This is a genomic window from Halomonas sp. DP4Y7-1 (assembly GCF_019800705.1).
GTDB lineage: Bacteria > Pseudomonadota > Gammaproteobacteria > Pseudomonadales > Halomonadaceae > Halomonas > Halomonas litopenaei_A.
Map to the genome: position 1 here is coordinate 14134 of NZ_JAHVKS010000004.1, position 21605 is coordinate 35738.

19 protein-coding genes are annotated in these 21605 nt (G+C 63.3%); 9 read left to right on the forward strand and 10 right to left on the reverse strand.

The features are described from left to right. The first annotated feature begins 91 nt into the window (after positions 1-91). Positions 92-961, forward strand: coding sequence for an oxidoreductase (locus KUV72_RS09045; protein ID WP_222238075.1), 870 nt, complete (start codon positions 92-94; stop codon positions 959-961). Between the two features lie 136 nt (positions 962-1097). Here the strand turns inward: KUV72_RS09045 and KUV72_RS09050 are convergent, their stop codons facing one another. The 8 genes from KUV72_RS09050 to KUV72_RS09085 form a co-directional block, all read right to left on the reverse strand. Next, entirely contained in the window at positions 1098-1904 is an 807-nt protein-coding gene (locus tag KUV72_RS09050) for a transporter substrate-binding domain-containing protein (protein ID WP_206936883.1), read from the reverse strand. A 109-nt stretch (positions 1905-2013) separates the two neighbouring features. Continuing rightward, positions 2014-3513, reverse strand: coding sequence for a tripartite tricarboxylate transporter permease (locus KUV72_RS09055; RefSeq protein WP_261317428.1), 1500 nt, complete (start codon positions 3511-3513; stop codon positions 2014-2016). Positions 3514-3543: 30 nt separating this feature from the next. After that, positions 3544-4107: a tripartite tricarboxylate transporter TctB family protein gene (locus tag KUV72_RS09060; protein ID WP_222238076.1), complete on the reverse strand. Its 564-nt coding sequence runs from the start codon at positions 4105-4107 to the stop codon at positions 3544-3546. After that, positions 4104-5075 (reverse strand): Bug family tripartite tricarboxylate transporter substrate binding protein, encoded by a 972-nt coding sequence (locus tag KUV72_RS09065; protein ID WP_206936886.1) that lies wholly within the window; start codon positions 5073-5075, stop codon positions 4104-4106. Before KUV72_RS09065 ends, KUV72_RS09060 begins: the two co-directional genes overlap by 4 nt. 103 nt (positions 5076-5178) lie before the next feature. Next, a complete protein-coding gene (locus KUV72_RS09070; RefSeq protein WP_206936888.1) occupies positions 5179-5709 on the reverse strand; it encodes a chromate transporter in 531 nt (176 codons plus the stop codon). Next, positions 5706-6275, reverse strand: a complete 570-nt coding sequence (locus KUV72_RS09075) for a chromate transporter (protein WP_206936890.1) — start codon at positions 6273-6275, stop codon at positions 5706-5708. The genes KUV72_RS09070 and KUV72_RS09075 overlap by 4 nt, the downstream gene beginning before the upstream one ends. A 3-nt stretch (positions 6276-6278) precedes the next feature. Further along, positions 6279-7841 (reverse strand): gamma-glutamyltransferase family protein, encoded by a 1563-nt coding sequence (locus KUV72_RS09080; RefSeq protein WP_261317443.1) that lies wholly within the window; start codon positions 7839-7841, stop codon positions 6279-6281. Between the two features lie 385 nt (positions 7842-8226). Further along, entirely contained in the window at positions 8227-9729 is a 1503-nt protein-coding gene (locus KUV72_RS09085; RefSeq protein ID WP_222238078.1) for a Na+/H+ antiporter NhaC family protein, read from the reverse strand. A gap of 377 nt (positions 9730-10106) precedes the next feature. Here KUV72_RS09085 and KUV72_RS09090 point away from each other — a divergent pair, with 377 nt between their 5' ends. Next, on the forward strand, positions 10107-10784 hold the full coding sequence (locus KUV72_RS09090; RefSeq protein ID WP_222162927.1) for a GntR family transcriptional regulator: 678 nt from the start codon (positions 10107-10109) through the stop codon (positions 10782-10784). Positions 10785-10836: 52 nt separating this feature from the next. Here the strand turns inward: KUV72_RS09090 and KUV72_RS09095 are convergent, their stop codons facing one another. Both KUV72_RS09095 and KUV72_RS09100 read right to left on the reverse strand, forming a co-directional pair. Next, complete coding sequence (locus KUV72_RS09095; RefSeq protein ID WP_206936897.1) at positions 10837-11529, reverse strand: GntR family transcriptional regulator; 693 nt, start codon at positions 11527-11529, stop codon at positions 10837-10839. A 104-nt stretch (positions 11530-11633) separates the two neighbouring features. Then, on the reverse strand, positions 11634-13409 hold the full coding sequence (locus KUV72_RS09100) for an IlvD/Edd family dehydratase (protein ID WP_222238079.1): 1776 nt from the start codon (positions 13407-13409) through the stop codon (positions 11634-11636). A gap of 339 nt (positions 13410-13748) precedes the next feature. Here KUV72_RS09100 and KUV72_RS09105 point away from each other — a divergent pair, with 339 nt between their 5' ends. The 7 genes from KUV72_RS09105 to KUV72_RS09135 all read left to right on the forward strand — a co-directional run bounded on the left by KUV72_RS09105 (position 13749) and on the right by KUV72_RS09135 (position 21569). Then, positions 13749-14720 carry a tripartite tricarboxylate transporter substrate binding protein gene (locus KUV72_RS09105; protein ID WP_206936900.1) on the forward strand — a complete coding sequence of 324 codons (972 nt, stop codon included), beginning with the start codon at positions 13749-13751 and terminating at the stop codon, positions 14718-14720. 60 nt (positions 14721-14780) lie between these two features. Then, positions 14781-15365, forward strand: coding sequence for a tripartite tricarboxylate transporter TctB family protein (locus KUV72_RS09110; protein ID WP_222162931.1), 585 nt, complete (start codon positions 14781-14783; stop codon positions 15363-15365). 77 nt (positions 15366-15442) lie between these two features. After that, positions 15443-16960 (forward strand): tripartite tricarboxylate transporter permease, encoded by a 1518-nt coding sequence (locus KUV72_RS09115; RefSeq protein WP_224852046.1) that lies wholly within the window; start codon positions 15443-15445, stop codon positions 16958-16960. Between the two features lie 216 nt (positions 16961-17176). Then, the gene (locus KUV72_RS09120; RefSeq protein WP_222238080.1) at positions 17177-18298 is read left to right on the forward strand and encodes a mandelate racemase/muconate lactonizing enzyme family protein; all 1122 of its coding nucleotides are present in this window, start codon (positions 17177-17179) and stop codon (positions 18296-18298) included. Positions 18299-18412: 114 nt separating this feature from the next. After that, positions 18413-19351 (forward strand): dihydrodipicolinate synthase family protein, encoded by a 939-nt coding sequence (locus tag KUV72_RS09125; RefSeq protein ID WP_222238081.1) that lies wholly within the window; start codon positions 18413-18415, stop codon positions 19349-19351. 26 nt (positions 19352-19377) lie between these two features. After that, a complete protein-coding gene (locus KUV72_RS09130; RefSeq protein WP_261317429.1) occupies positions 19378-20385 on the forward strand; it encodes a 2-hydroxyacid dehydrogenase in 1008 nt (335 codons plus the stop codon). Between the two features lie 23 nt (positions 20386-20408). Continuing rightward, entirely contained in the window at positions 20409-21569 is a 1161-nt protein-coding gene (locus KUV72_RS09135; RefSeq protein ID WP_222238082.1) for an alpha-hydroxy acid oxidase, read from the forward strand. Positions 21570-21605: the final 36 nt, after the last annotated feature.

Consider the following 21605-nt stretch of genomic DNA (forward strand, 5'->3'; position numbering starts at 1 on the left):
GATGGAAGCAGGCTGATTTCTGCCAAGTGTCCGTGACCACAGCCGTGACAGGCATGGCGCACAGGCCATCACGAGTCAAGGAATCTTGCATATGAGCGAGCAATATCAAGCGTCGGCCGGAAAAGGCAGCGTACTGGTGACAGGGGCTTCATCCGGCATCGGCGATGCCATCAGCCGCGCGCTGCTCGAGGAGGGCTTCACCGTCTACGCCGTTGCCAGACGTACCGAGCGCATGCAGGCATTGGCGCAGCAAGGCGCCCACGTCATGGCGCTCGATATCGCCGATGGAGACAGTATCGCCAGGCTGGTGAAGACGCTGAGTGATGACGGAGTGGTGCTCGAGGGGCTTGTCAATAATGCCGGCTATGGCAGCTATGGGGTGCTGGAAGAAGTCCCCATCGAGGAAGCTCGGCGTCAGTTCGAGGTCAATGTCTTCGGGCTGATGGCGTTGACCCAGGCGTTGCTGCCCAGCATGCGCCAGCGTGGCCGTGGTCGCATCGTCAATATCGGTTCCATGGCGGGACGACTGTGGATGCCCGTGGGCGGCTGGTATCACGCCACCAAGTTTGCGCTCGAGGCCTTGAGCGATGCGTTGAGGGTCGAGCTGCGACCCTTCGGGATCAAGGTGAGCCTGGTCCAGCCCGGAATGATACGTAGCGAGTGGGCAGACATCGCACGCGCATCCCTGGAGGAGGATACCGCAGGCGCACCCTATGCTCGCATCAAGCGTGGCATGTCCAGGGTGCTGGCCGATCAGCGCCAGGCCGGCGAGCCTGAGCAGATTGCCAGAGTAGTGCTGCACGCGTTGACTTCAGCGCGACCGCATCGGCGTTACCTGTTGCCGCTGCACGCCAAGATCCTGGTGGGGTTGCACTGGTTGCTGCCCACCTGGCTTTACGAACGCTGTGTTCGGGCACTGCTGGCACGGCAGGGGGCTTCCACGCGAGATGGTCGATCTTAGGAACTCGATTGCCTAACGTCGCCACGTACCGGCACGTGAGGGTGGCACATCCCTGAATGCGACACGCCCCCAGCCGCAAGGTGGGGGCGCGCTTCGTTACGGGCCGACGGTCATGTCAGGCGCCACTCTAAGCGGTTTACAGTCGGCTGGCGGGACGCAGATCGTAGTCGAAGTACTGCTCCATCAGGCGCTCAAAGGTGCCGTCGGCATAGACCTCGTCGAGGGCCTCATTGAAGGTTGCGGCCAGGGCCTCGTCCCGGGGGCGTACGGCGATGGCGTTGCCCCTGCCAAAGATCGACTCCGGTGAATTGATGCGCTCGCCGACCTGGGTGAAGTCGCCGTCTTCCTGCTGGATGGAGAGCGCCTCTATGGCCACCGGGTAGTTGATGAAGGCGAGATCCAGGCGCCCGCTTTCCATATCCAGGGCCACCTCATCGGCGGTGGCGTAGCGCCGGATGTCCAGCACCTCACGATAGCGACCGGTGATGTAGGTGTCCTGGGTGGTGCCGCGCTGCACGCCGACGGTCATGCCCTCGAGGCTTGCCAGATCTTCGGGATCGACCACGGCGTCTCGGCGAGCCACCCAGACCTTGGGTGACATGGCGTAGGGCTCACTGAAGCGCACCTGGCGCTCGCGGGCCTCGGTGATGCGCATGGATGACAGGATGGCGTCGTACTTGCGTGCCAGCAGCCCAGGAATGATGCCGTCCCAGCCTTGCACGATCCATTCGCAGTCGAGTTCAGCTCGGCGGCAAAGCTCGTTGCCCAGATCAATTTCGAAGCCGGCGAGTTCACCGTTGGCATCGCGATATTCAAACGGAGGGTAGGGCACATCCACGGCAATGCGCACCTGGCGGGACTCATCGGCGAGGGAGGGGGCTGCCGCCGCCACCGCGCAGGTAAGGGCAAGGGGAGACAGCAAATACTTGGAGAATGAACGCATGGAAGACCTTGTGTTGTCGTCGGGGGAGTCTTGATGACGTTGTCGTTATGTGGATCACGGGGGGCTGCTTGCGCCCCCCATGGTCTGTCGGGTGTCGTCCGCGCCGGGGTCAGGCCGGCTGCAGGCGTCGGGAGCGCCGGTGGTGGCGTATCGCCAGCACAATGGACAGTGCCGCCAGCAGCAGCAGTCCTAGTGAGATGGGGCGCGTGAAGAACAGCGTCCAGTTCTCATCGGACATCAGCGCCCGGCGCAGGTTGGTCTCGGCGATGGGGCCCAGGATCACACCCAGCACCAGCGGAGCCAGAGGATAGTCGAGCTTGCTCAGCAGGTAGCCGAAGATGCCGACGCCCAACAGCAGGTAGACGTCAGTGACGCGGTTGTTGAGGGCAAAGGCACCGATCACGCAGCACACCAGCACAACCGGAACAATGATCGACTTGGGTACCTCGGTGACGCGCAGGAACCAGCGCATGCTGAACAGGCACACCACGAGCACCATCACGGCGGCCACCAGCATCGCCATGAACATGCCGTAGACCAGGTCGCCATGGTCCATGATCAGCCGGGGGCCAACGCCGATACCATGCACCATCAACGAGGCCATCAGTACGGCGTCCACGGCACTGCCGGGGATGCCGAGTGCAATCATCGGAATCAGGCCGCCGCCGGAGGTGGCGGAGTTACCGGATTCCGAGGCGATGACCCCCTCGGGGGTGCCCGTTCCGAAGGCTTCCGGTGTCTTGGAGGCACGCTTGGCCTGGTCGTAGGCGAGCAGGTTGGCGATGCTGCCTCCGGCACCGGGAACAGCACCAATGAAGACGCCGACCAGCGAAGAGCGCAGCAGGTTGATCGGATAGCTGATGGTTTCCTTCAACGCCTTGAGCGGGCTGAAGCTGATGCTCTCCGGCATCAACGCCTTACCGTGCTTGATGCCGTCTGCGTCCTCTACCTCGGACAGCAGCTGGCTGACCGCAAAGATGCCAATCAGCACCACCAGGAAGGGAAAGCCGTTGGCGAGCAGGTCAGAGTCAAAGGTGAAGCGAGCCACGCCCATCATCGGATCGGAGCCGACAGTCGCGATCAACAGCCCCAGAAGCCCAGTCATCAGGCCCTTCAGCATGGACTTGCCGACCAGGCTGGCGACCACCGTCATGGCGAAGATGATCAGGGAGAAGTATTCCCAGGCACCGAGCTTGACGGCGATGATCGCCAGCGGCGGGGCGGCGATGATCAACACCACCACGCTGACCAGGGCTCCGAAGAAGGAGGCCCAGATACCCAGCGCCAAGGCACGACCCGGCTCGCCCTTGCGCGCCATGGGGAAGGCGTCGAAGGTGGTCGCAACCGATGACGGCGTGCCGGGAATGCCGAGCAGTGCGGCCGAGATCAGACCGCCGCTGTAGCCGCCGACATACACCGCCAGCATGGTGGCCACGCCTTGCAGCGGCTCCATGGTGAAGGTGAGAGGCAGGGTCAGGACGATGGCCATGGTAATGGTGAAGCCGGGAATGGCCGACGCAATCACACCGGCGATGACACCCAGCAGCATGGCGATCATGGTTGAAACGGTAAAAAGCTGATCCATACCGGACAGCAGCGTATCCATCATGAGAAGTTTCCTCGAGACGTCGTTGCCGGTTTAGCCGAACAGGCCGCGGGGCAGGCTGATGACGAAGACGTCACGGAACAGAGTGTCCACGCCTAGCGAAAAGATCACCGCGATCACCACGGCGATGGCCACCGGCTTTGCGGTGCGGGCACCCAGCATCCATTGACCTGCCAGCAGAAAGCCGAAGGACGCGAGACTAAAGCCCAGCCAGGGCAGCGTGATGATGTAGACCGCAAAGAGTCCTAACACGGCAAAGGCCAGTCGATGCCGCCATATCCAGGCGCCGGCCTGGCCGCGAGCCGAGGCGGGCTGGGCCATGAAGCGGCGGCCTTCCTTGACGGTAATGGCCAGGTTGAGAGCGACCAGAGCCGCCAGCACCAGACGCGGGAAACTGCCGGACCCCAGTGGCTCCCACATCGAGGAAGGCAGGTCACGGGCCTGCACATAGAGACCGGTGAACAGCGCCGCCAACCCCAGGTTCAGAAGCACGTGGGCCAGGTGGTCGCCACGTCCCTGGGCGTCCGGCCCCCCCTGGGGGGAGCCGGCTGATGGAGCGGTTGCAGGGGACAGGTTGTCGTCGTGGGAAGCACTCATCGCGCCAGCTTCCCTGATAGACGCTCGATGGTGGCATCGCTGGTCTCGAGGTATTCGGCGAAGGCGTCGGGGCCTTCAAATACCACGCTGGCGCCAGCGTTGTGCACGGCCTGGGCGAAGGCTTCATCCTGGCTCATGGATTCGAAGGCGGCGGCCAGCACGTCGATACGTTCCTCGGGTGTGCCCTTGGGCGCCAGGATGCCGCGGATGATGTTGAGCTTCAGCTCCGGGTGTCCCAGTTCGGCGAAGGTGGGCACGTCCGGCGCTTCTGGCTGGCGCTCCTCGCTGCCGACGGCCAGGAAGCGCAAGTCACCGTTCTTGACGAATTCGCCGCTGGAAGAGATATCCCCGATGGCGGCATCAATATGACCGCCTACCAGCGCGCGAATGCGAGGGCCGGTGCCTTCGAAGCCGACATAGCGAAACTGCAGGTCCTCGGCTTCTTCCATCATCGCGGCGTGGATATGTGGCACGCCACCCAGGGTCACGCCGAAGCGCACCTCGCCGGGATGTTGCTTGGCGTAGTCGACGAACTCGTCAAAGGTGCTGTAGGGAGCATCGCCGGGCACGGTCAGGTATTGAGGGGACTGAGTGACGGCGGCTACCGCCTCGAAGTCATCGTAGTTCAGAGGAGTGAGGCCAGTATGGCTGGCGACCATCAGGCCCTCGTGCACCTGCCCGATGGTGTAGCCGTCTGCATCGCGCCGTGAGAGTTCCTTGAGACCGGTAGTCCCGCTGACGCCGGGCATATTGATGACCGGCAGGGGCTGGCCAAGGTAGGTTTCCGCGTGGTTCGCCACCAGCCGCATCAGGGTGTCGCTACCGCCGCCGGGGGACCAGGGCACGATGAACTCGACGGGGTCTTCTGGAAACGCCTCCTGGGCCATGGCCTGGGGGACGATGGCCATGGAAGCAGCTGCCACGGCAAGGGCGAGGGAGGTAGCGCAACGGCGATGTACAGTGGTCATGTTGATGTCCTGAGCAAGTGATCGTTGTTGATGATTGTTGTGAATGAAGCGTCGGTTGTTATGTGTCGTGGTGTTCACGTCTGTCGTCGTCGGCGTGAGCGGATCAGCCCAGCAGCAAGGCCCCGTAGGCGAGGCCGAAACACACCACAAGGGCCGGATGTACCTTGGTCTTGAGTAGCAGGAAGGCGGCCACTGCGGCGATGATGGCCGTGTGCAGCAGGCCTGACGTCGCCATTCCTTCGCGCAGGAAGCTCACCGTCAGGTAGGCCATGAGCACCATGACAACAGGTCGGACCCATTGGCTCATGGACTTGACCTTGATCGAATCTCGGTAGCGATACAGGGTGCCCAGGGCGGCCAGCATCAGCAGCAGCGAGGGGCCAACGGTGGCCAGCACCGCGACAATGGCACCGCCAGCGCCGGCCACGTCGTAGCCGATGTAGCCTGCCATCTTGGTCGCGATGGGGCTGGGCAGGGCATTGCCCAGAGCGAGAGTCTCGGCAAAGGCCTGATGGGTCATCCAGCCGTAATGGCCGACGACCTCGTTCTCGATCAGCGGGATGATGGCCGGTCCACCGCCATAGCCGACGATGTTGGGGATGAAGAAGGCCAGAAAGAGCTGCCAGTAGATCATGCAGAGGGCCCTCCCTGAGATGCCTTGCGGCTGGCCTCGGGCCGCAGCAGGGCGGCGACGAGAAGGGCGCCGATGACCAGACCTGGATGTACGCCGAGGCCGTAGATCAGCCCGCCGGCGACCCCGCCAAGCACCAGGGTGGCGATTACGCCGAGACCTGCACGAGACTTGTTGAAGAAGTCAAAGGTCAGCTGGGCCATCATCACCATGACCACCGGTACCACCCCGAGGCCCATGCCCTGGACCCAGCGTTGATCGCCGTAGCGACTGTAGAGCCCAAGCAGGGCGATCATCGCGAAGATCACCGGCACGATGACGGCAACGACGGCGTTGATGGCGCCCAGCACGCCACCGACACGGAAGCCGATATAGCCGGCCATCTTGGTGGCAATCGGGCCCGGTAGGGTATTGCCGATCGCCAGCACATCGGCGAAGGCGTCGTCGTCCATCCAGGCGTGGCGCTTGACCACCTCCTGGTGGACCAGTGGGATCATCGACGGTCCACCGCCGAAGCCGAAGATACCGATGCGAAAGAACGCGGCGAACAGTGAGGCGTGTTGTCCCATGGCTTAGAGCACCGCAATGCTGGAGTCGGTACGCGGCTCGGTACCGCCGCAATAGATGCCGGTGTCCGGGTCTCGCAGGATCATCTGTCCGCGGCCATAGCTGCGGCTGTCGGTGTCGACCTGCATACGGTGACCGCGCGCTGCCATGGCGCGAACCAGCGGCGCAGCATAGCTGTGTTCGATACCGATGGTGCGTTCGCCCAGCCACTGCCAGCGCGGGGCATCCAGTGCTGCCTGGGGATTGAGCCCGAAGTCGACCAGATTCATCACGACCTGCACGTGGCCCTGGGGCTGCATGAAGCCGCCCATGACGCCGAACGGCCCCAGCGCCTTGCCATGACGGGTGAGAAAGCCGGGAATAATGGTATGGAACGTCTTCTTGCCGGGCTTGAGGACGTTGTCATGATGCTCGTCCAGGCTGAAATCATGGCCGCGGTTCTGCAAGGAGATACCGGTACCCGGGACCACGACCCCCGAGCCGAAGCCGTGATAGTTGCTCTGAATGAACGACACCATGTTGCCATCGGCGTCGGCCGTGGCCAGGTAGACGGTGCCGCCGGCCTTGGGGTCACCAGGCTCGGGGTCGATGGCCGAGTCGCCGATCAGCGCGCGGCGCGCGTCGGTGTAGTGGTCGGACAGCAGCTCCTCGACCGAGTAGGTCATCGCCTCGGGCTCGCTGATGTGCGTCTTGCCGTCGGTGTAGGCCAGTTTCATGGCCTCGAGCTGGCGATGCAGCAGTTCAGGATCGTCGCGATGGGACGGTGCAAAACCGTCGAGCAGGCGCAGTGCCATCAAGGCCACAAGACCCTGCCCATTGGGCGGTATCTCCCACACATCCACGTCACGATAGCGGGCAGAAATGGGGGTGACCCATTCGGGCTGATAGCTCGCCAGGTCTTCCTTGCGCAGATAGCCACCGGTACGGCGTGAAAATGCGTCGATGGCCTCAGCCAGCTCACCGCGATAGAAGCTCTCCCCATGGGATGCAGCGATCGCCTCGAGGGTGTCGGCCTGACCGGGGTTGGTAAACCATTCACCCGCCTGCGGGGCACGCCCGTCGAAGGTGAAGGTATCGAACCAGCCCTGGGTGGCCTCACCTTCGAGGTGGCGCTTGAAGGTGGCCGTGTCGCGCTGCCACAGGCTGGCGATAACGGGCGAGACCGGGAACCCTTCCCGGGCCAGGCGAATGGCGGGTGCCAGCAGGCTTGCGAAGTCCAGCTTGCCGAAGCGGCGCGACAGTTCCGCCCAGGCGGACGGCGTACCGGGGACCGTGACAGGGGTCCAGCCGTATAGCGGCACCTTGTCATGCCCCGCCTCGACCAGCATCTCCCGCGTCAGCGCCTGGGGGGCAACACCGCTGGCGTTGAGTCCGTGCAGCTCGCCGTTGCCGTTGTCATCGCTGGCGATCCAGACCAGAGCAAAGGCGTCGCCGCCGATGCCGCAACCGGTCGGCTCGACGACCGTCAGTGCCGCTGCCGTGGCGATAGCGGCATCGACTGCATTGCCGCCGCGGGCCAGTACGTCGCGCCCCACCTGGGCCGCCTGGGGCTGCGAAGTGGCCACCATGCCGTGGCGAGAATACGTGGGGCTGCGTCGAGACGGGAAGGGCGTGGCATCGGGATAGGGCGTGGACAGGTGACCGCAAGCGGTTGCGGAAGCAGTGCCAGGGATATCGCGCTGGGAAGACATGGCGTCTCTCGTCGAAAGAAAAGGTGGTAATCGGTATTGTGTTTAAAAATCGATTTTGTGCTTTGACTATGCCGTGCGCTGCAGCGAGCGTCAATCCCTGGGCAGGCGACTGACGTCAGTGCCGTGCGGGCTCTCTCCAACCACCGCCCCTGGGCAAGACAGCAGGGGCGGTGGCAACCGGGCTATGGCAACAGGGCTATGGCAACCGGGCTGTGGCGTCAGGGCTGTGGCGTCAGGGCTATGGCGCCAGAGCTATCGCTTGTCAGCGCAGGGTAGCGGGGTGCTGTTGCGGGAGCTCTTCACTGTCGTGGCCCAGGGTCCAGCCGGTCAGGACATACAGCAGGGAAAAGGCGATAGCGCCGTAGCAGAGGATGGCGTAGACAAAGAAGTCCGCCGTGGCGACGCCCAGGGTGGCGGCGGTAAAGGCCCCGGTGACACCCCAGGGCACCAGCGGCGACAGCGTGGTACCAGTATCCTCGAGGATGCGTGACAGGTTCTTGGTAGGGCTGCCGCTGCTGGCGACCAAGGGTCGTAGCAGCGGGCCGAGCAGAGAGAATGTCACGTAGTAGCTGCCGGTCAGCAGAAAGGCCAGGCTGTGCAGTGCCATCGATCCTCCCAATACCTGGCGGCGCGCGGCGTGGCGGCGGGCCAACCAGGCAATGGCGGCGTCCAGGGTGCCGGCGCTCTTGAACGGTGCTCCCAGCACCGCCGCCGCAATCAGCACCGCCACGGTGGACATCATGCCCTGCAGTCCCCCACGGGAGAGCATCTTGTCCACCATCGCCACGCCAGTATCGGCAACAAAGCCTGCGTTCATGGCGCTACCGATCTCGGCGAGACTGGCGCCTTGCAACACCACGGCGATCAGCGCAGCGCTGACGATACCCAGCATGAAGGCGGGCAGCACCGGCTTCTTGGCCAGAATGCAGCCGAACACGACCAGCGGCGGAAGCAGTGTGAGGAGATTGTCGCTGAAGGTAGCGGCCAGGGTGTCGATGATGGCTTGGGTCTGGTCCGACATGCCGTCCGTCGTCATCGCCGCACCGGCTTCGGCGACACCATTGCCGAGCCATGCATAGACGACCAGGGCGATCAGGTACGCCGGTAGGGTCGAATAGAGCATGTGGCGAATGTGACTGATGATGTTGACCTCGCACACCGCCGAGGCCATGACGGTGGTGTCCGACAGGGGCGACAGCTTGTCGCCGAAGAAGGTGCCGGTGACGATGGCTCCTGCGGCGTAGGCGGGCGGAATACCAAGTCCCAGCGCGACGCCCATCAAGGCCACACCGATGGTGCTGAGGGTGCCCCAGGAAGTACCGGCCATGACCGACATCAAGGAGCACGAGAGACACGCCACCACCAGGAACAAACCCGGCGTCAGTGACTCCAGGCCTAATGTCACCATGGCCGGGATGGTGCCGGACAGCATCCAGACCCCCACCATCATGCCGACACTCATCAGGATCAGGATAGGCACCAGCATCGCCTGGATCCCCTTGAGCAGGTCGGCTTCGAGGCGTGACCAGGCGATACCCCACACCAGACACAGGGTCATGGCGATGGCGCCGGCGACGATCAATGCCACCGCCGTGGGAATGCCGAGGCCCATGATGCCGACCAGCAGGCTGCCGATGGCGGCTACCAGCAGCAGCGCGTGGCGACGGCCAGAAAGGGAGACCGCTGGTTCCTGGGCGTCTTCGGGGTGAGAGGGACCACCCGTGGAGGGGGCACGTTCAGCCGCTGAAGAGGAGTGTTGGGACATAGGGCGCTCCAAGGCAAGTTGTTATGGTTGTGTTGTCGAGATCGACGTTTAGAGAGCTGTTCAGATAGCCCTTCAGATAGCCCTTAGGCCCGCTCTTTACGACAGCTCTCTTCACGCACACCGCCTGGTGACCTTCCCTGCTGAAGGTTCGCGAAGGCTTCAGGTCTGGTCCGGCCTGGACGATGGCGCCTGAAGCGTGGCCGAAGGCTGGCTGACGTGCGGTCGATCTCTGATGTTTCTTGGTTGATGTCGCAATTGATGTAAGAAATATCGTCATATGGTGGTAAAATCGATATTTCGGCAAAAACTATGCCCCGGCGCTTGGCGAACGTCAATTGCCGACGTACCCTGCATCTCTGTCCTTCACGAGTCCTGTCATGACCACGTCCCAACCGGCCGAGGCGGCCACCAGCGGCGAGACCGCCGCCAGCCAGGTATTCCATGCCCTCAAGGTGGATTTGATTCGCGGTCGCTTTGCCGCCGGGGAGAAACTCGCCATCAGCGCCCTGAAGGACCGCTATGAGGTGGGCTTGAGCCCCCTGCGGGAGGCACTGAATCGGCTTGCCGCCTACGGTTTGTTGGAACAGCACAATCAGCGGGGTTTTCGCGTGCCGCCGCTGTCAGCGGATGAGCTTGAAGACATCGCCAGGCTGCGGGTGCAGCTGGAATGCATGGCACTGACCCAGGCGTTTCAAGCAGGGGATGCGGAGTGGGAGTCACAGCTGCTCGCCGCCAGTCACCGGCTGACGCGTGCCAACAAGGTTCAGGGCGAGGTGGAACAGTGGGAGCAGGCCCACCAGCGATTTCATCGCACCTTGCTGGCGCCCTGTGGCTCTCATTGGCTGCTTCGCTTCATCGAACAACTGCACGATCAGTTCGACCGCTATCGCCGTCTGGCCCCGGGCAATCCTGAGATTCGCGAGCGCCTGGACGCCCAGCACGGTGAATTGGTGACGCTGGCGCTGGAGCGCCGCATTCACGATGCCCGGCATCTGCTGGAGGACCACATCCGCCAGTCCTGGGAAGTGGCCAAGGGCGCCTGCGCTGCCCGCTGATATTGCCCTGGTAGCGCCCTGGTAGCGCCTGAGTATGGCCAGTGGTCCAGTGTCAGCGGCGGGTTGGATGCAGCTGAAGGTAGCGATTTTTCGACGGGAGCAGGTGCTGGCGACACAGCTCGCGAAGGGCGTCGCGATCTTGATGGCGGATGGCGTCGATCATCGCTTGGTGCTCATGCCGTGCCCTGGAGAGACTGTCACTATCGGCGATCGCGATAAAGCGAATGCCGTGTGCTTTCTGGGCGAACTCATTGATCGTGTCAGCCAGATAGGGATTGCCGGTCGCCGCAAACAGGGCCCGATGAAAGGCGATATTGAGGTGAAAGACACGGCGCAGGTCCTGCGCGTCCACCGCAGCGCTGTAGCGCTGGTGCAGTTCGCTGAGCTCGTCAAGCCATGAGCTCGGAGCCGGCAAGGGCAGGGCGTCGACGCCGGCCAGTTCAAGAATCTCGCGCATGGCGTAGAGGTGTTCCACTTCCTCCGGCGTATAGGCCTTGACGAAGGCGCCGCGATTGCGGATGCGCTCGACCAGTCCAATATCCTCGAGCTGGAACAGTGCCTGACGCACGACATGCCGCTTGCAGTCGAAGCGTTCGATCAGATCCTCTTCCACCAGACGTTCTTTCGGGTGCAGGCGCCCCAGAACAATGTCTTCTTCTACACTGCCGACTATCTCCTCAGCCACACTGGCGGCACTGGGCCGAGTCTCGAGGTCGTCAGCATCCTGCACACTAGATCGGCTCATCTCGCGTCCCCTGCGATGGTGGTGGCGGTCGAGCATCGGCGCGAGGACGATGCTCGTCTAGTCTACCAATAGCGGCGAGCGCCTTCACCGCTGGTCTGGCATTGTCACCGCTGGTCAGGCGTCTGGGCACGGCGGCGCGGTACGCGACAGTGGAGTTCAGGGCGACATACGGCAAAATCACAGCCCTGGTCAGCCTGCAGGATCTGCTCCATGAACAGCCGACGATAGCCGAGCAAAGCGCCCGTGTCCGCAGCGGCTGGACTGTGCTGCCGACGACGGCTTTCCAGGGTCTGCTCATCGACCTCGAGCGACAGCCGGTTGGCGGCCACGTCGAGGGTGATGATATCGCCATCGCGCACCAGCCCAAGGGGCCCGCCCTCGGCAGCCTCCGGCGACACATGCAGGACAATGGTGCCGGCGGCGGTGCCGCTCATGCGCCCGTCGGAGATCCGTACCATGTCCTTGACGCCTTGGGCGGCAAGCTTTTTCGGAATCGGTATATAGCCCGCCTCCGGCATTCCCGGCGCTCCCTTGGGGCCAATGTTGGCCAGGACCAGCACGTCGTCCGGATTGACGTCGAGCTCAGGGTCATCAATGCGTTGGGCCAGGTCTTCCAGCGAGTGAAACACTACCGCTCGTCCGCGATGCTGCATCAGGCTGGCAGACGCCGCAGACTGCTTGATGATGGCGCCGCTGGGGGCGAGGTTGCCGCGCAAGACGGCGATGCCGCCCTGGGCATAGATGGGGCGCGAGCGAGGGCGGACCACCGGCTGATCGATCAGGTGCACGGCGGCCTCGATGTTTTCGCCTAGCGTGCGGCCGTTGATCGTCGGCGCATCCAGATGCAGCAGCGGCCCCAGCTCACGCAGCAAGGTAGGCAAGCCTCCCGCCCGGTGAAGGTCTTCCATGTAGCCCTCGCCAGAGGGCTTCAGGTCCACCAGCACGGGGGTCTGCGCGCTCATCTGATCGAAGGCCTCCAGATCGATGTCGATTCCCAGGCGTCCGGCAATGGCCGTCAGGTGAATCAGGGCATTGGTCGAACCACCCAGTGACAGCAGCACGCGCAGGGCATTCTCGAAGGCCTCGGGGGTGAGAATCTGCGATGGCGTGATGCCTTCCTTGGCGAGCCGCACGGCCTCGGCCCCCGACTGTTCCGCGATTCGCTGACGGTCAGCGTAGACCGCCGGAGCGGTCGCACTATTGGGCAGCATCATGCCCATGGTCTCGGCCAGACACGCCATGGTGCTGGCGGTCCCCATCACCGAGCAGGTCCCCACCGTCGGCACCAGCTTGTCGTTCACCTCGCTGATTTCCGCATCGTCGATGTCCTGTCCACGGTAGGCCGCCCAGTAACGCCGGCAATCGGTGCAGGCGCCGACACGCGTGCCACGATGGGAGCCGGACAGCATCGGGCCTGTTACCAGCTGGACGGTGGGAATGTCGGCGCTGGCGGCGGCCATCAGCTGGGCCGGCACGGTCTTGTCGCAACCACCGATCAGCACGACAGCGTCCATCGGTTGGGCGCGAATCATTTCCTCGGTATCCAGTGCCATCAGGTTGCGCAAGTACATGCTGGTGGGATGGGCAAAGGACTCGTGCAGGGTAATGGTGGGGAACTCCACGGGCAGTCCTCCGGCCAGCATGACCCCGCGCTTGACGCTCTCGACCAGCCCAGGGACGTTGCCGTGGCAGGCGTTGTAGCCGCTGTAGGTATTGGCGATGCCGATAACCGGCCGGGACAGCGCGTCGTCGGTGTAGCCCATGCCCTTGATGAAGGCCTTGCGCAGGAAGAGCGAGAAGTCGGCATCGCCATAATTGGTCAAGCGGTTGGACATGCCCAGGGTGGCACTCTTGTGGTTGTTGTCGGAGTCCTGGCTCATGGTGGGGTCCTCACAGTTCTGGGTGCTGACTGGTGAGCGATAGCGTGCGTTTACCTTGGCGTTGTTATCGCTCCCGAAGGGAGGTGACAGGGAAGGGTGTCACTGGTCCTTCCCGCCTCTCGTTGCAGCAAGATTAGGACGAGAAAAGATGGTTAACAAGATTATTGACAATTTTATTGGCAACCTACTACGTTGATGTTGGCAATCACGATGTGCTCGGTGCCGGACCCGATAACACCCAGCGCCCCAGGGCGTGACCAAAGCTCGACATCGAACCGCACGCAACAACAAGCGCAACAACAAGCGCAACACAATGACAACAGCACGTGAGGTGCAGCCATGAACAAGCGTGGAGCATACGCCGCCATTCTCCTCTCGACCCTGCTCTTGCCTGGCGCCGCCATGGCGGACTATTCCGCCGGCGACGAGATCAAGGTACTTCAGGGCTTCAAGGCGGGCGGGGGGAGCGATGCCCTGGCCCAGTTGACGCAGCCTTTCCTGCGCGAGCAGCTCGGGGTCGATTTCGTCAACGAGTATCTGCCTGGGGCGACCGGGGCCATCGCCTGGACGCGTCTGGCCAAGCAGACCGAGGCCGACGGCACGACCATCAGTATTACCAATACGCCGATGCTGATGACCAACTACATCATGAACGACAGCATCACCTATTCGATTGATGAGCTGACGCCCATCGCCAACGTCGTGACCGACCCCGGCATCATCGTGGTGCCGGCCGACAGCCCCTACCAAAGTGTCGAGGACTTTCTCGCCGCCGCTGAGCAGAGTCCCGGCGCCATCACGGTCGGCAATTCCGGCGTTGGTGGAGACGACTTTTTCTCGACCATTCTGATCGAGCAGGCCACCGGGCTGAGCTTCCAGAAGGTGCCCTTCCAGGGCGATGGCCCATCGGCCACGGCGGCCATGGGCGGGCAGATCGACGCCAGTTTCAACAATCTTGGCAACGTCTACGGGCATATCCAGTCTGGCAGCCTGCGTCCGCTGGCCGTGTTCTCTCGTGAACGTCTGTCGATGCTGCCGGACGTGCCCACCCTGAGCGAGAAGGGCATTGAGGTGGTGGCCGGGTCGTCGCGAGGCTACAGCGCGCCCGCCGGTATTCCCGACGAGGCACGCCAGCAGCTGATCGATGCCTTCGAGGCGCTCAAGACCAACGACGAGTTCAAGCAGGTCGCCGAGGAGCGCGCCATGAACCTGGATATCCAGACCGGTGACGACTACCAGCGGATGATCGAGGAGATGGAAGGTCAGTTCGAGCAGATCTGGGCCAGCGTCAAGGATGACGTCAACGGTTGATGGCAGGGGTGGGAGAGGTCGAGCGCCTCTCCCCCCTCGACATCATCGGGAGAAGACAAGATGAAACTTAGCCGTCTGCTGTTTGGCCTGCTGGCGCTCGGTGTTGCCGCGCTGTTTGGCATCACCTCGCTGGGATATCCCAGCGCTGCGGCAAGAATGCCGCTGATCTATGCAGTGGTGGTGGCAGCCTTCGCTTTGGCGATGATCGCTCAGGAAGTGCTCGGAGCCAGGAGGGCAAGGACCGCCGAGGCCAGTCATCGACCGACGCGAGAAGGCAGTCAGTTGCGAGATGTGCAGGCCCATGACCCCGCCGCCGTACCAGGTGAAGCTGATACCGCCGACGCTATCGATTCCGCGGGCCATGCTCAGTCCCCGATCCAGAACCAGGCCCAGACCCAGACACCGCCCGCCAAGCCGGTCAAGGCGCTGATGGTGTTCGCGCTGGCTGTCGTCTACGTCCAGGCCATCAACTATTTGGGCTACGTGATCGCGACGGCGGCCTTCATGGGCCTGGCGCTGGTCCTGGTCCGCCACGTATCGCTGCGCTTCAGTCTGATCGGTATCGCGGCGCTGATCACGGTGGTGTGCCTGGTGTTCATCGGCTTTCTGGGCCTGCCCGTGCCGCTGCTGCCGTCGCTGTCATGAGCCGGATAGTGTCCTGCCAATGTGATCCGCTTCGCCGGAGCCTTCAGCGCATCTGAGCGAACCTGGAGCCTGACCCTATGAACGAAAATCTCGTCATGGTGGGGTTGAGCAATGTGCTCACCCTGACCAATGTGTCACTGATCCTCGGTGGTACCTTGCTGGGGCTGTTTGTCGGCGCCATGCCTGGGCTGTCCGCCACCATGGCATTGGCCTTGCTGCTGCCACTGACCTTTACCATGGACCCGGCGACCGGGCTTAGCATGCTGGCCTCGTTGTACGTCGGCGCCTCCTACGGCGGCTCCATCGCCGCCATCTTGCTGCGTACCCCTGGCACCCCTTCGGCTGCCGCGACCGTGCTGGACGGATTTCCGCTGTCCCAGCAGGGGCAAGCGGGCAAGGCGCTGGGGATTTCGCTGTTTGCCTCCTTCTTCGGGGGCTTGATGAGCGGCGTCGCGCTGTTGACGGCGGCACCGCTGCTCGGCGTGCTGGTGCTCAAGTTCGGCCCGGTCGAGCTGTTTGCCATTGCCGTGCTTGGCATCACCATCATTGGTTCCTTGTCCCAGGGCTCCATCGTCAGCGGCCTGCTGTCGGGGGTGATGGGGCTTCTGCTCAGTACCGTGGGCATGGACCTGATCACCGGCACCCCACGCATGACCTTCGGCAACATCAACCTGTTTTCAGGCATCGAGTTCACGGTGGCGCTGATTGGGCTGTTCTCGATTCCCCAGGCATTGATCCTGCTGGAGAACGCCCACGACAACGATAAGGTGGCAAGCAAGATCACCGACCGCCTGGTACCGCGGTTCAGGGAGCTGCGCCAATTGATGCCGAACATTCTGCGCTCTGGCGGTATCGGGATCGTGACTGGCTTGATCCCCGGCACGGGGGGCGATACCGCCAGCTGGTTTGCCTACAACGAGGCCAAGCGCTTCGCCAAGGACAAGAGCCGTTTCGGGAAGGGTGACATCGCGGGGGTCGCTGCCCCGGAGTCCGCCAACAACGCCGTTGTCGGCGGTGCTCTGATTCCCACCATCGCCCTGGGCATTCCAGGCAGTTCTTCCACCGCGATTCTGCTCGGCGCGCTGATGGTCCAGGGCATTCTGCCGGGCCCCAACCTGCTGACCGACTACGGCGACGTGACCTACACCCTGATCTGGGCGGTGATTCTGGCCAATGTGGGCCTGCTGGCGGTCGGCCTGGCCTTCACCCGTGTCTGCGTGGGCGTGACCAAGGTGCCGGACAGCTTCGTCGCCTGCGCCATCATCACGCTCTGCGTGATCGGAGCCTTCGCGATCAACAACAGTCTGTTCGAGGTAGGGCTGATGCTGGGGTTCGGGCTGTTCGGCTACTGGATGAACAAGGCCGGTATCTCGCCAGCTCCGATGGTCATTGGCCTGATCCTGGGGCCGGTAATGGAAACCAGCTTTCAGCAGTCGATGCTGATTGGTCAAAACAGTCCCGTGATTTTCCTCAACAGTCCCATCGCCATGGTGCTACTGGGTATCGCGGTGCTGTCGATCCTCCAGGCAACGCCCTTCTTCCGCTGGCTGCGGGGACGACTGACCGGCGCCTCACGCCGGGGCCGCACGGGCTAGCGCCAGAACGCGACTAGAACGCGACTAGAGCGCGGCTAGAGCGCCGGGGCACAGTGCCCACCCCCGGCGTTCGTCCTCCAGGGTGGATCACCGGGTATCGACCCTAGACACGTTTGAAATAGGCACGTCCGACATAGACACGTTTGACACAGACACGCCTGAAATAGACACGCCCGAAACAGACAGATCCAACAACAATGTCTCAAGGAGTTCGCCATGACCCGTATTACCGATGTTCGTGCTCGTACCGTCAGCGTTCCATTGGATCACCCCACCAGTTTCTCCAACCGCCAGGTGTTCAAGCGTGACTATGCACTGGTCGAGGTCGAAGGCGATGACGGAGTGGTGGGTATCGGCTTTTGCTACGGCGGCAATAACGCCGGCGCACTGGTGTCACAGGCGGTGCGTGAGTTGCTAAGGCCGGTGCTGTTGGGGGCCGACGCCCACGCCACGGAAGGCGTGTGGCAGGCCATGTATCAGGAGTCGTTGCTGCATGGTCGAAGTGGCTCGGTGATGCGAGCCATCAGCATCCTGGATACGGCACTGTGGGACCGCAATGCCCGTGCCGCCGGGCTGCCCTTGTTCAAGTATCTGGGGGCCAGCGACAGCGAGTCGGTCCCGGCCTATGCCAGCGGTGGCTATTACCTGGAGGGCAAGACGCCCGCCTTGCTGGCCGAGGAGATGGCCGGCTATGTGGCGCAGGGCTTCAAGGCGGTGAAGATGAAGGTGGGGCGCGACGATCTCGCCGGCGAGGAGGCCCGACTGGCAGCGGTGCGCGAAGCGGTGGGGCCGAGCGTGGCGGTCATGCTCGATGCCAATAATGCCTGGCGAGACCTGCCGTCGGCGCTGGCCTTTATGCGCATGGCGGAGCCCTATGCCCCTTACTGGATCGAGGAACCGTTCAGCCCTGATGACATCGACAACCATCGCCGTCTGGCAGAGCGGACGCCGGTGCCGGTCGCCACCGGTGAGATCGAGGCCGGCCGGTGGCGCTTCAAGGAGCTGCTGGAGCAGGACGCGGCGATGATCCTGCAGACCGACGCCGCCGTCTGTGGCGGCATTACCGAGTTTCGTCGAATCACTGCGACGGCGGCGAGCTTCGGCGTCGAGGTCTATCCCCATTGGTTCCATGACTTGCATGTCCACCTGGTGGCGTCGGCGCCGAACGCGCGCATGGTGGAATTCTTTGCCGACGATCAGGTGCTCAACTTCCGCCGCCTGGTCGATACCCAGCTGGAGTTTGCCGACGGCAACCTGCTGCTGCCCAAGACCCCTGGGCTCGGCTTCAACTTCTGCAGCGATGCGCTGGAGCGTTACGCCAGCGAGCCATGGTCGTGAGACCGGTTCTTGAGGCCCGTTCTTGAGGCAGCTCTTGAGGCACGGTCTAGCCATGGAATAGCGGCATGTGACGTCGTCAATCTGCCGCCCTGTACAGCGTGAGGAATCCACATCATGAACGCGAACCATCCTGAACGCCGGGGCAGCGCCTGGGCGCCGGTCATTACTCCCTTTACATCGTCGCTGAGCGTGGATACGCCGAGGCTGATCGACCACTGTCGTTGGCTCCAGTCCCACGGTGTGGGGCTGGCGGTGTTTGGCACCAACTCCGAGGCCAACTCCCTGAGTGTCACCGAGAAGCGCGACCTTTTGAGCCGTCTGGAGCGAGCCGGGCTGAATCCGGCGCGGATGATGCCTGGTACAGGCCACTGCGCCATCGATGACAGTGTGGCGCTGACCCGTGATGCGGTGCAGATGGGGGCCGCTGGGGTGCTGATGTTGCCTCCGTTCTACTACAAGGGCGTCAGTGATGAAGGGCTGTTTCGTTACTACGCCGAGGTCATCGAGCGGGTCGGCGATTCCCGCTTGAAGGTGTTCCTCTACCATATTCCGCCGGTGGCGCAGGTCCCGCTGTCGCTGGGGTTGATCGAACGTCTGCGTGATGCCTTCCCACAGACCGTGGTTGGCATCAAGGACAGCGGTGGGGACTGGGCTCATACCCTGAACCTGATCGAGCGCTTTGCCGCTGACGGCTTCGAGGTATATGCGGGCAGCGAACGTTTCCTGCTCGATACCTTGCGGGCAGGGGGAGCCGGCTGCATCAGTGCCACGGCCAACGTCAACCCCGCGGCCATCGCAGCGCTTGCCGGTGCGTGGCAAGACGCCGACGCCGACCAGCGTCAGGCTGGCCTCAACCAGGTGCGTGATCTGTTCGAAAGCTACCCGGTGATTCCCGCCATGAAGGCCGCCAAGGCGAGCTTCTCGGGTGTCGACGACTGGCACCGGCTGCGGCCGCCGCTGGTCGAGCTGGATAGCCAGCGCCGGCAGTCCTTGCTGGCAGCGCTCGAGGCTCAGGGGTTCAGCATGCCGGACAGCGAACGTGTGTCCCACTAACAGGATGCGTGAACGAGGGCATCAGCATGGCAAGTACTATGGCACAACACGACCTCAGGATTGTGGCCCTGCGCAGATTGAGCGAGGCGCACCTGGCCGCGCTGCAGGCGGTGGCCCAGGTCGACTACTTTGATGAGCTGCATGACGGCAATCGCGCCGAGTATGACGCCGCGCTGGCCAGGGCCCATGGCCTGATTGGCGGCAAGCTGGAGCTGGATGACGCTGCACTTGAGCGCGCACCGCAGCTGAAGGTGGTGTCGACCATTTCGGTGGGTTACGACAACCTGCCGCTGGCGGCGATGAATCGTCGCGGTATCCTGCTGTGCAACACGCCGGATGTGCTGACGGAAACCACCGCGGATACAGCGTTCGCCCTGATCATGGCCACCCAACGGCGGCTGGTGGAGCTGTCCTGCATGGTGCGCGAGGGGCGCTGGCAGAACCATGTTGGCCCCCATCATTTCGGCCATGACGTGCACGGTAAGGTGCTGGGCATTGTTGGCGCCGGCCGTATCGGGGCGGCCATCGCCAGGCGCGCCGCGCTGGGGTTCAACATGCCGGTCCTGTATGCCGCCTCCACCCCCAAGCCGTCTCTGGAGCAGCAGCTGGGGGCCGAGCGTTGCTCGCTGGACGAGCTGCTGGCGCGTGCCGATATCGTCTGCTTGAGCGTCCCGTATCGAGAGGACACCCACCACCTGATCGACGCCGCCGCGCTGGCGCGCATGCAGCCATGGGCCGCCTTGATCAATGTGGCCAGGGGCAAGGTGGTGGACGAGCAGGCGTTGATCGATGCGCTGCAGCGTGGCGTGATTCGCGCGGCTGGGCTGGATGTGTTTGAGCAGGAGCCGCTGAACCCCGACTCACCCCTATGCCGAATGGACAATGTGGTGGTGTTGCCGCACATTGGCTCGGCGACCCATGAGACGCGTGCTGCCATGGCTGGGCGCGCGGTCGCCAATCTGATCAATGCTCTGACGGGACGCGGAGAGGTGGACGCGGTCAATGGCGGTGTCCTGGCCGACGACCCTCGGTGAATAACAAGGAAGGGAGAGAGCGAATGAAGCGGTGTCTCGATGACATCTACAGCCTTGATGACTTCGAGCGGGTGGCCCGTCGTCACTTGCCGCGTCCGCTGTTTGGCTATGTGGCCAGCGTCGCGGAAGAGGGTGCCACGGCGCGTGCCAGTCGCGAGGCCTTCGATCGTTATCAGTGGCTGCCGCGAGCGCTGGTGAATGTCTCGACGACCTCCACCGAAGTGGAGTTGCTGGGACAGCGCTATTCCCAGCCCTTCGGGATTGCCCCGATGGGCATCAGTGCCCTGACTGCCTATCAGGGCGACCGGGTGCTGGCCGATGAAGCCCGCCGAGCAGGGATTCCGATGATCGTCAGCGGCTCGTCCCTGATTCCCATGGAAGCGCTCGCTGAGTCACACGGTGCCGAGTGGTTCCAGGCCTATCTGCCAGGCACCCTGGAAGGCATCGATGCCTTGCTAGAGCGGGTCATACAGGCGGGCTATACCCGTCTGGTGGTCACGGTGGACTATGCGGTGCCGCCCAATCCGGAAAACCACCGCAGAGCGGGCTTCTCCAGCCCCTTGAAGCCCAGTGTCAGGCTCGCCTGGGATGGGGTGACGCGGCCTCGCTGGCTATTCGGCACCTTCCTGCGAACGCTGTATCGCCATGGCATGCCTCACTTTGAAAACAACTTTGCCACCCGCGGCGTACCGGTACTGGCCAAGCATGCGGCCCGTGATTTTGCCGGGCGTCGTCATCTTGACTGGTCGACCCTAGAGCACGTGCGCTCACGCTTTCCGGGAAAACTGGTGGTCAAGGGGATTCTGCATCCCGATGATGCGCGTCGGGCGCGGCACATCGGTGCCGATGGGCTGATCGTTTCCAATCACGGAGGGCGCCAGCTGGATGCCACGGTGGCGCCCCTGACCATGCTTCCTGAAGTGCTCGAGGCGACCGAGGGCGCTATCCCGGTCATGATCGATGGCAGCTTTCGGCGCGGTGGCCAGGTGCTGAAAGCACTGGCGCTGGGGGCTGACTTTGTCTTTATCGGCCGCCCCTACAACTACGCCGCCAGCGTCGCAGGACATGCTGGAGTGGCCCACGCCACACGCCTGTTGAGCGAGGAAATCGAGCGCAACATGGCGCTGCTCGGCATCACCCGGCTCGACCAGCTGGGGCTCCACTCATTGAGAAAGAGCGGCTGAACAGGAGATTGTTCCTGTAGTCGGCGGGAAGGCGTA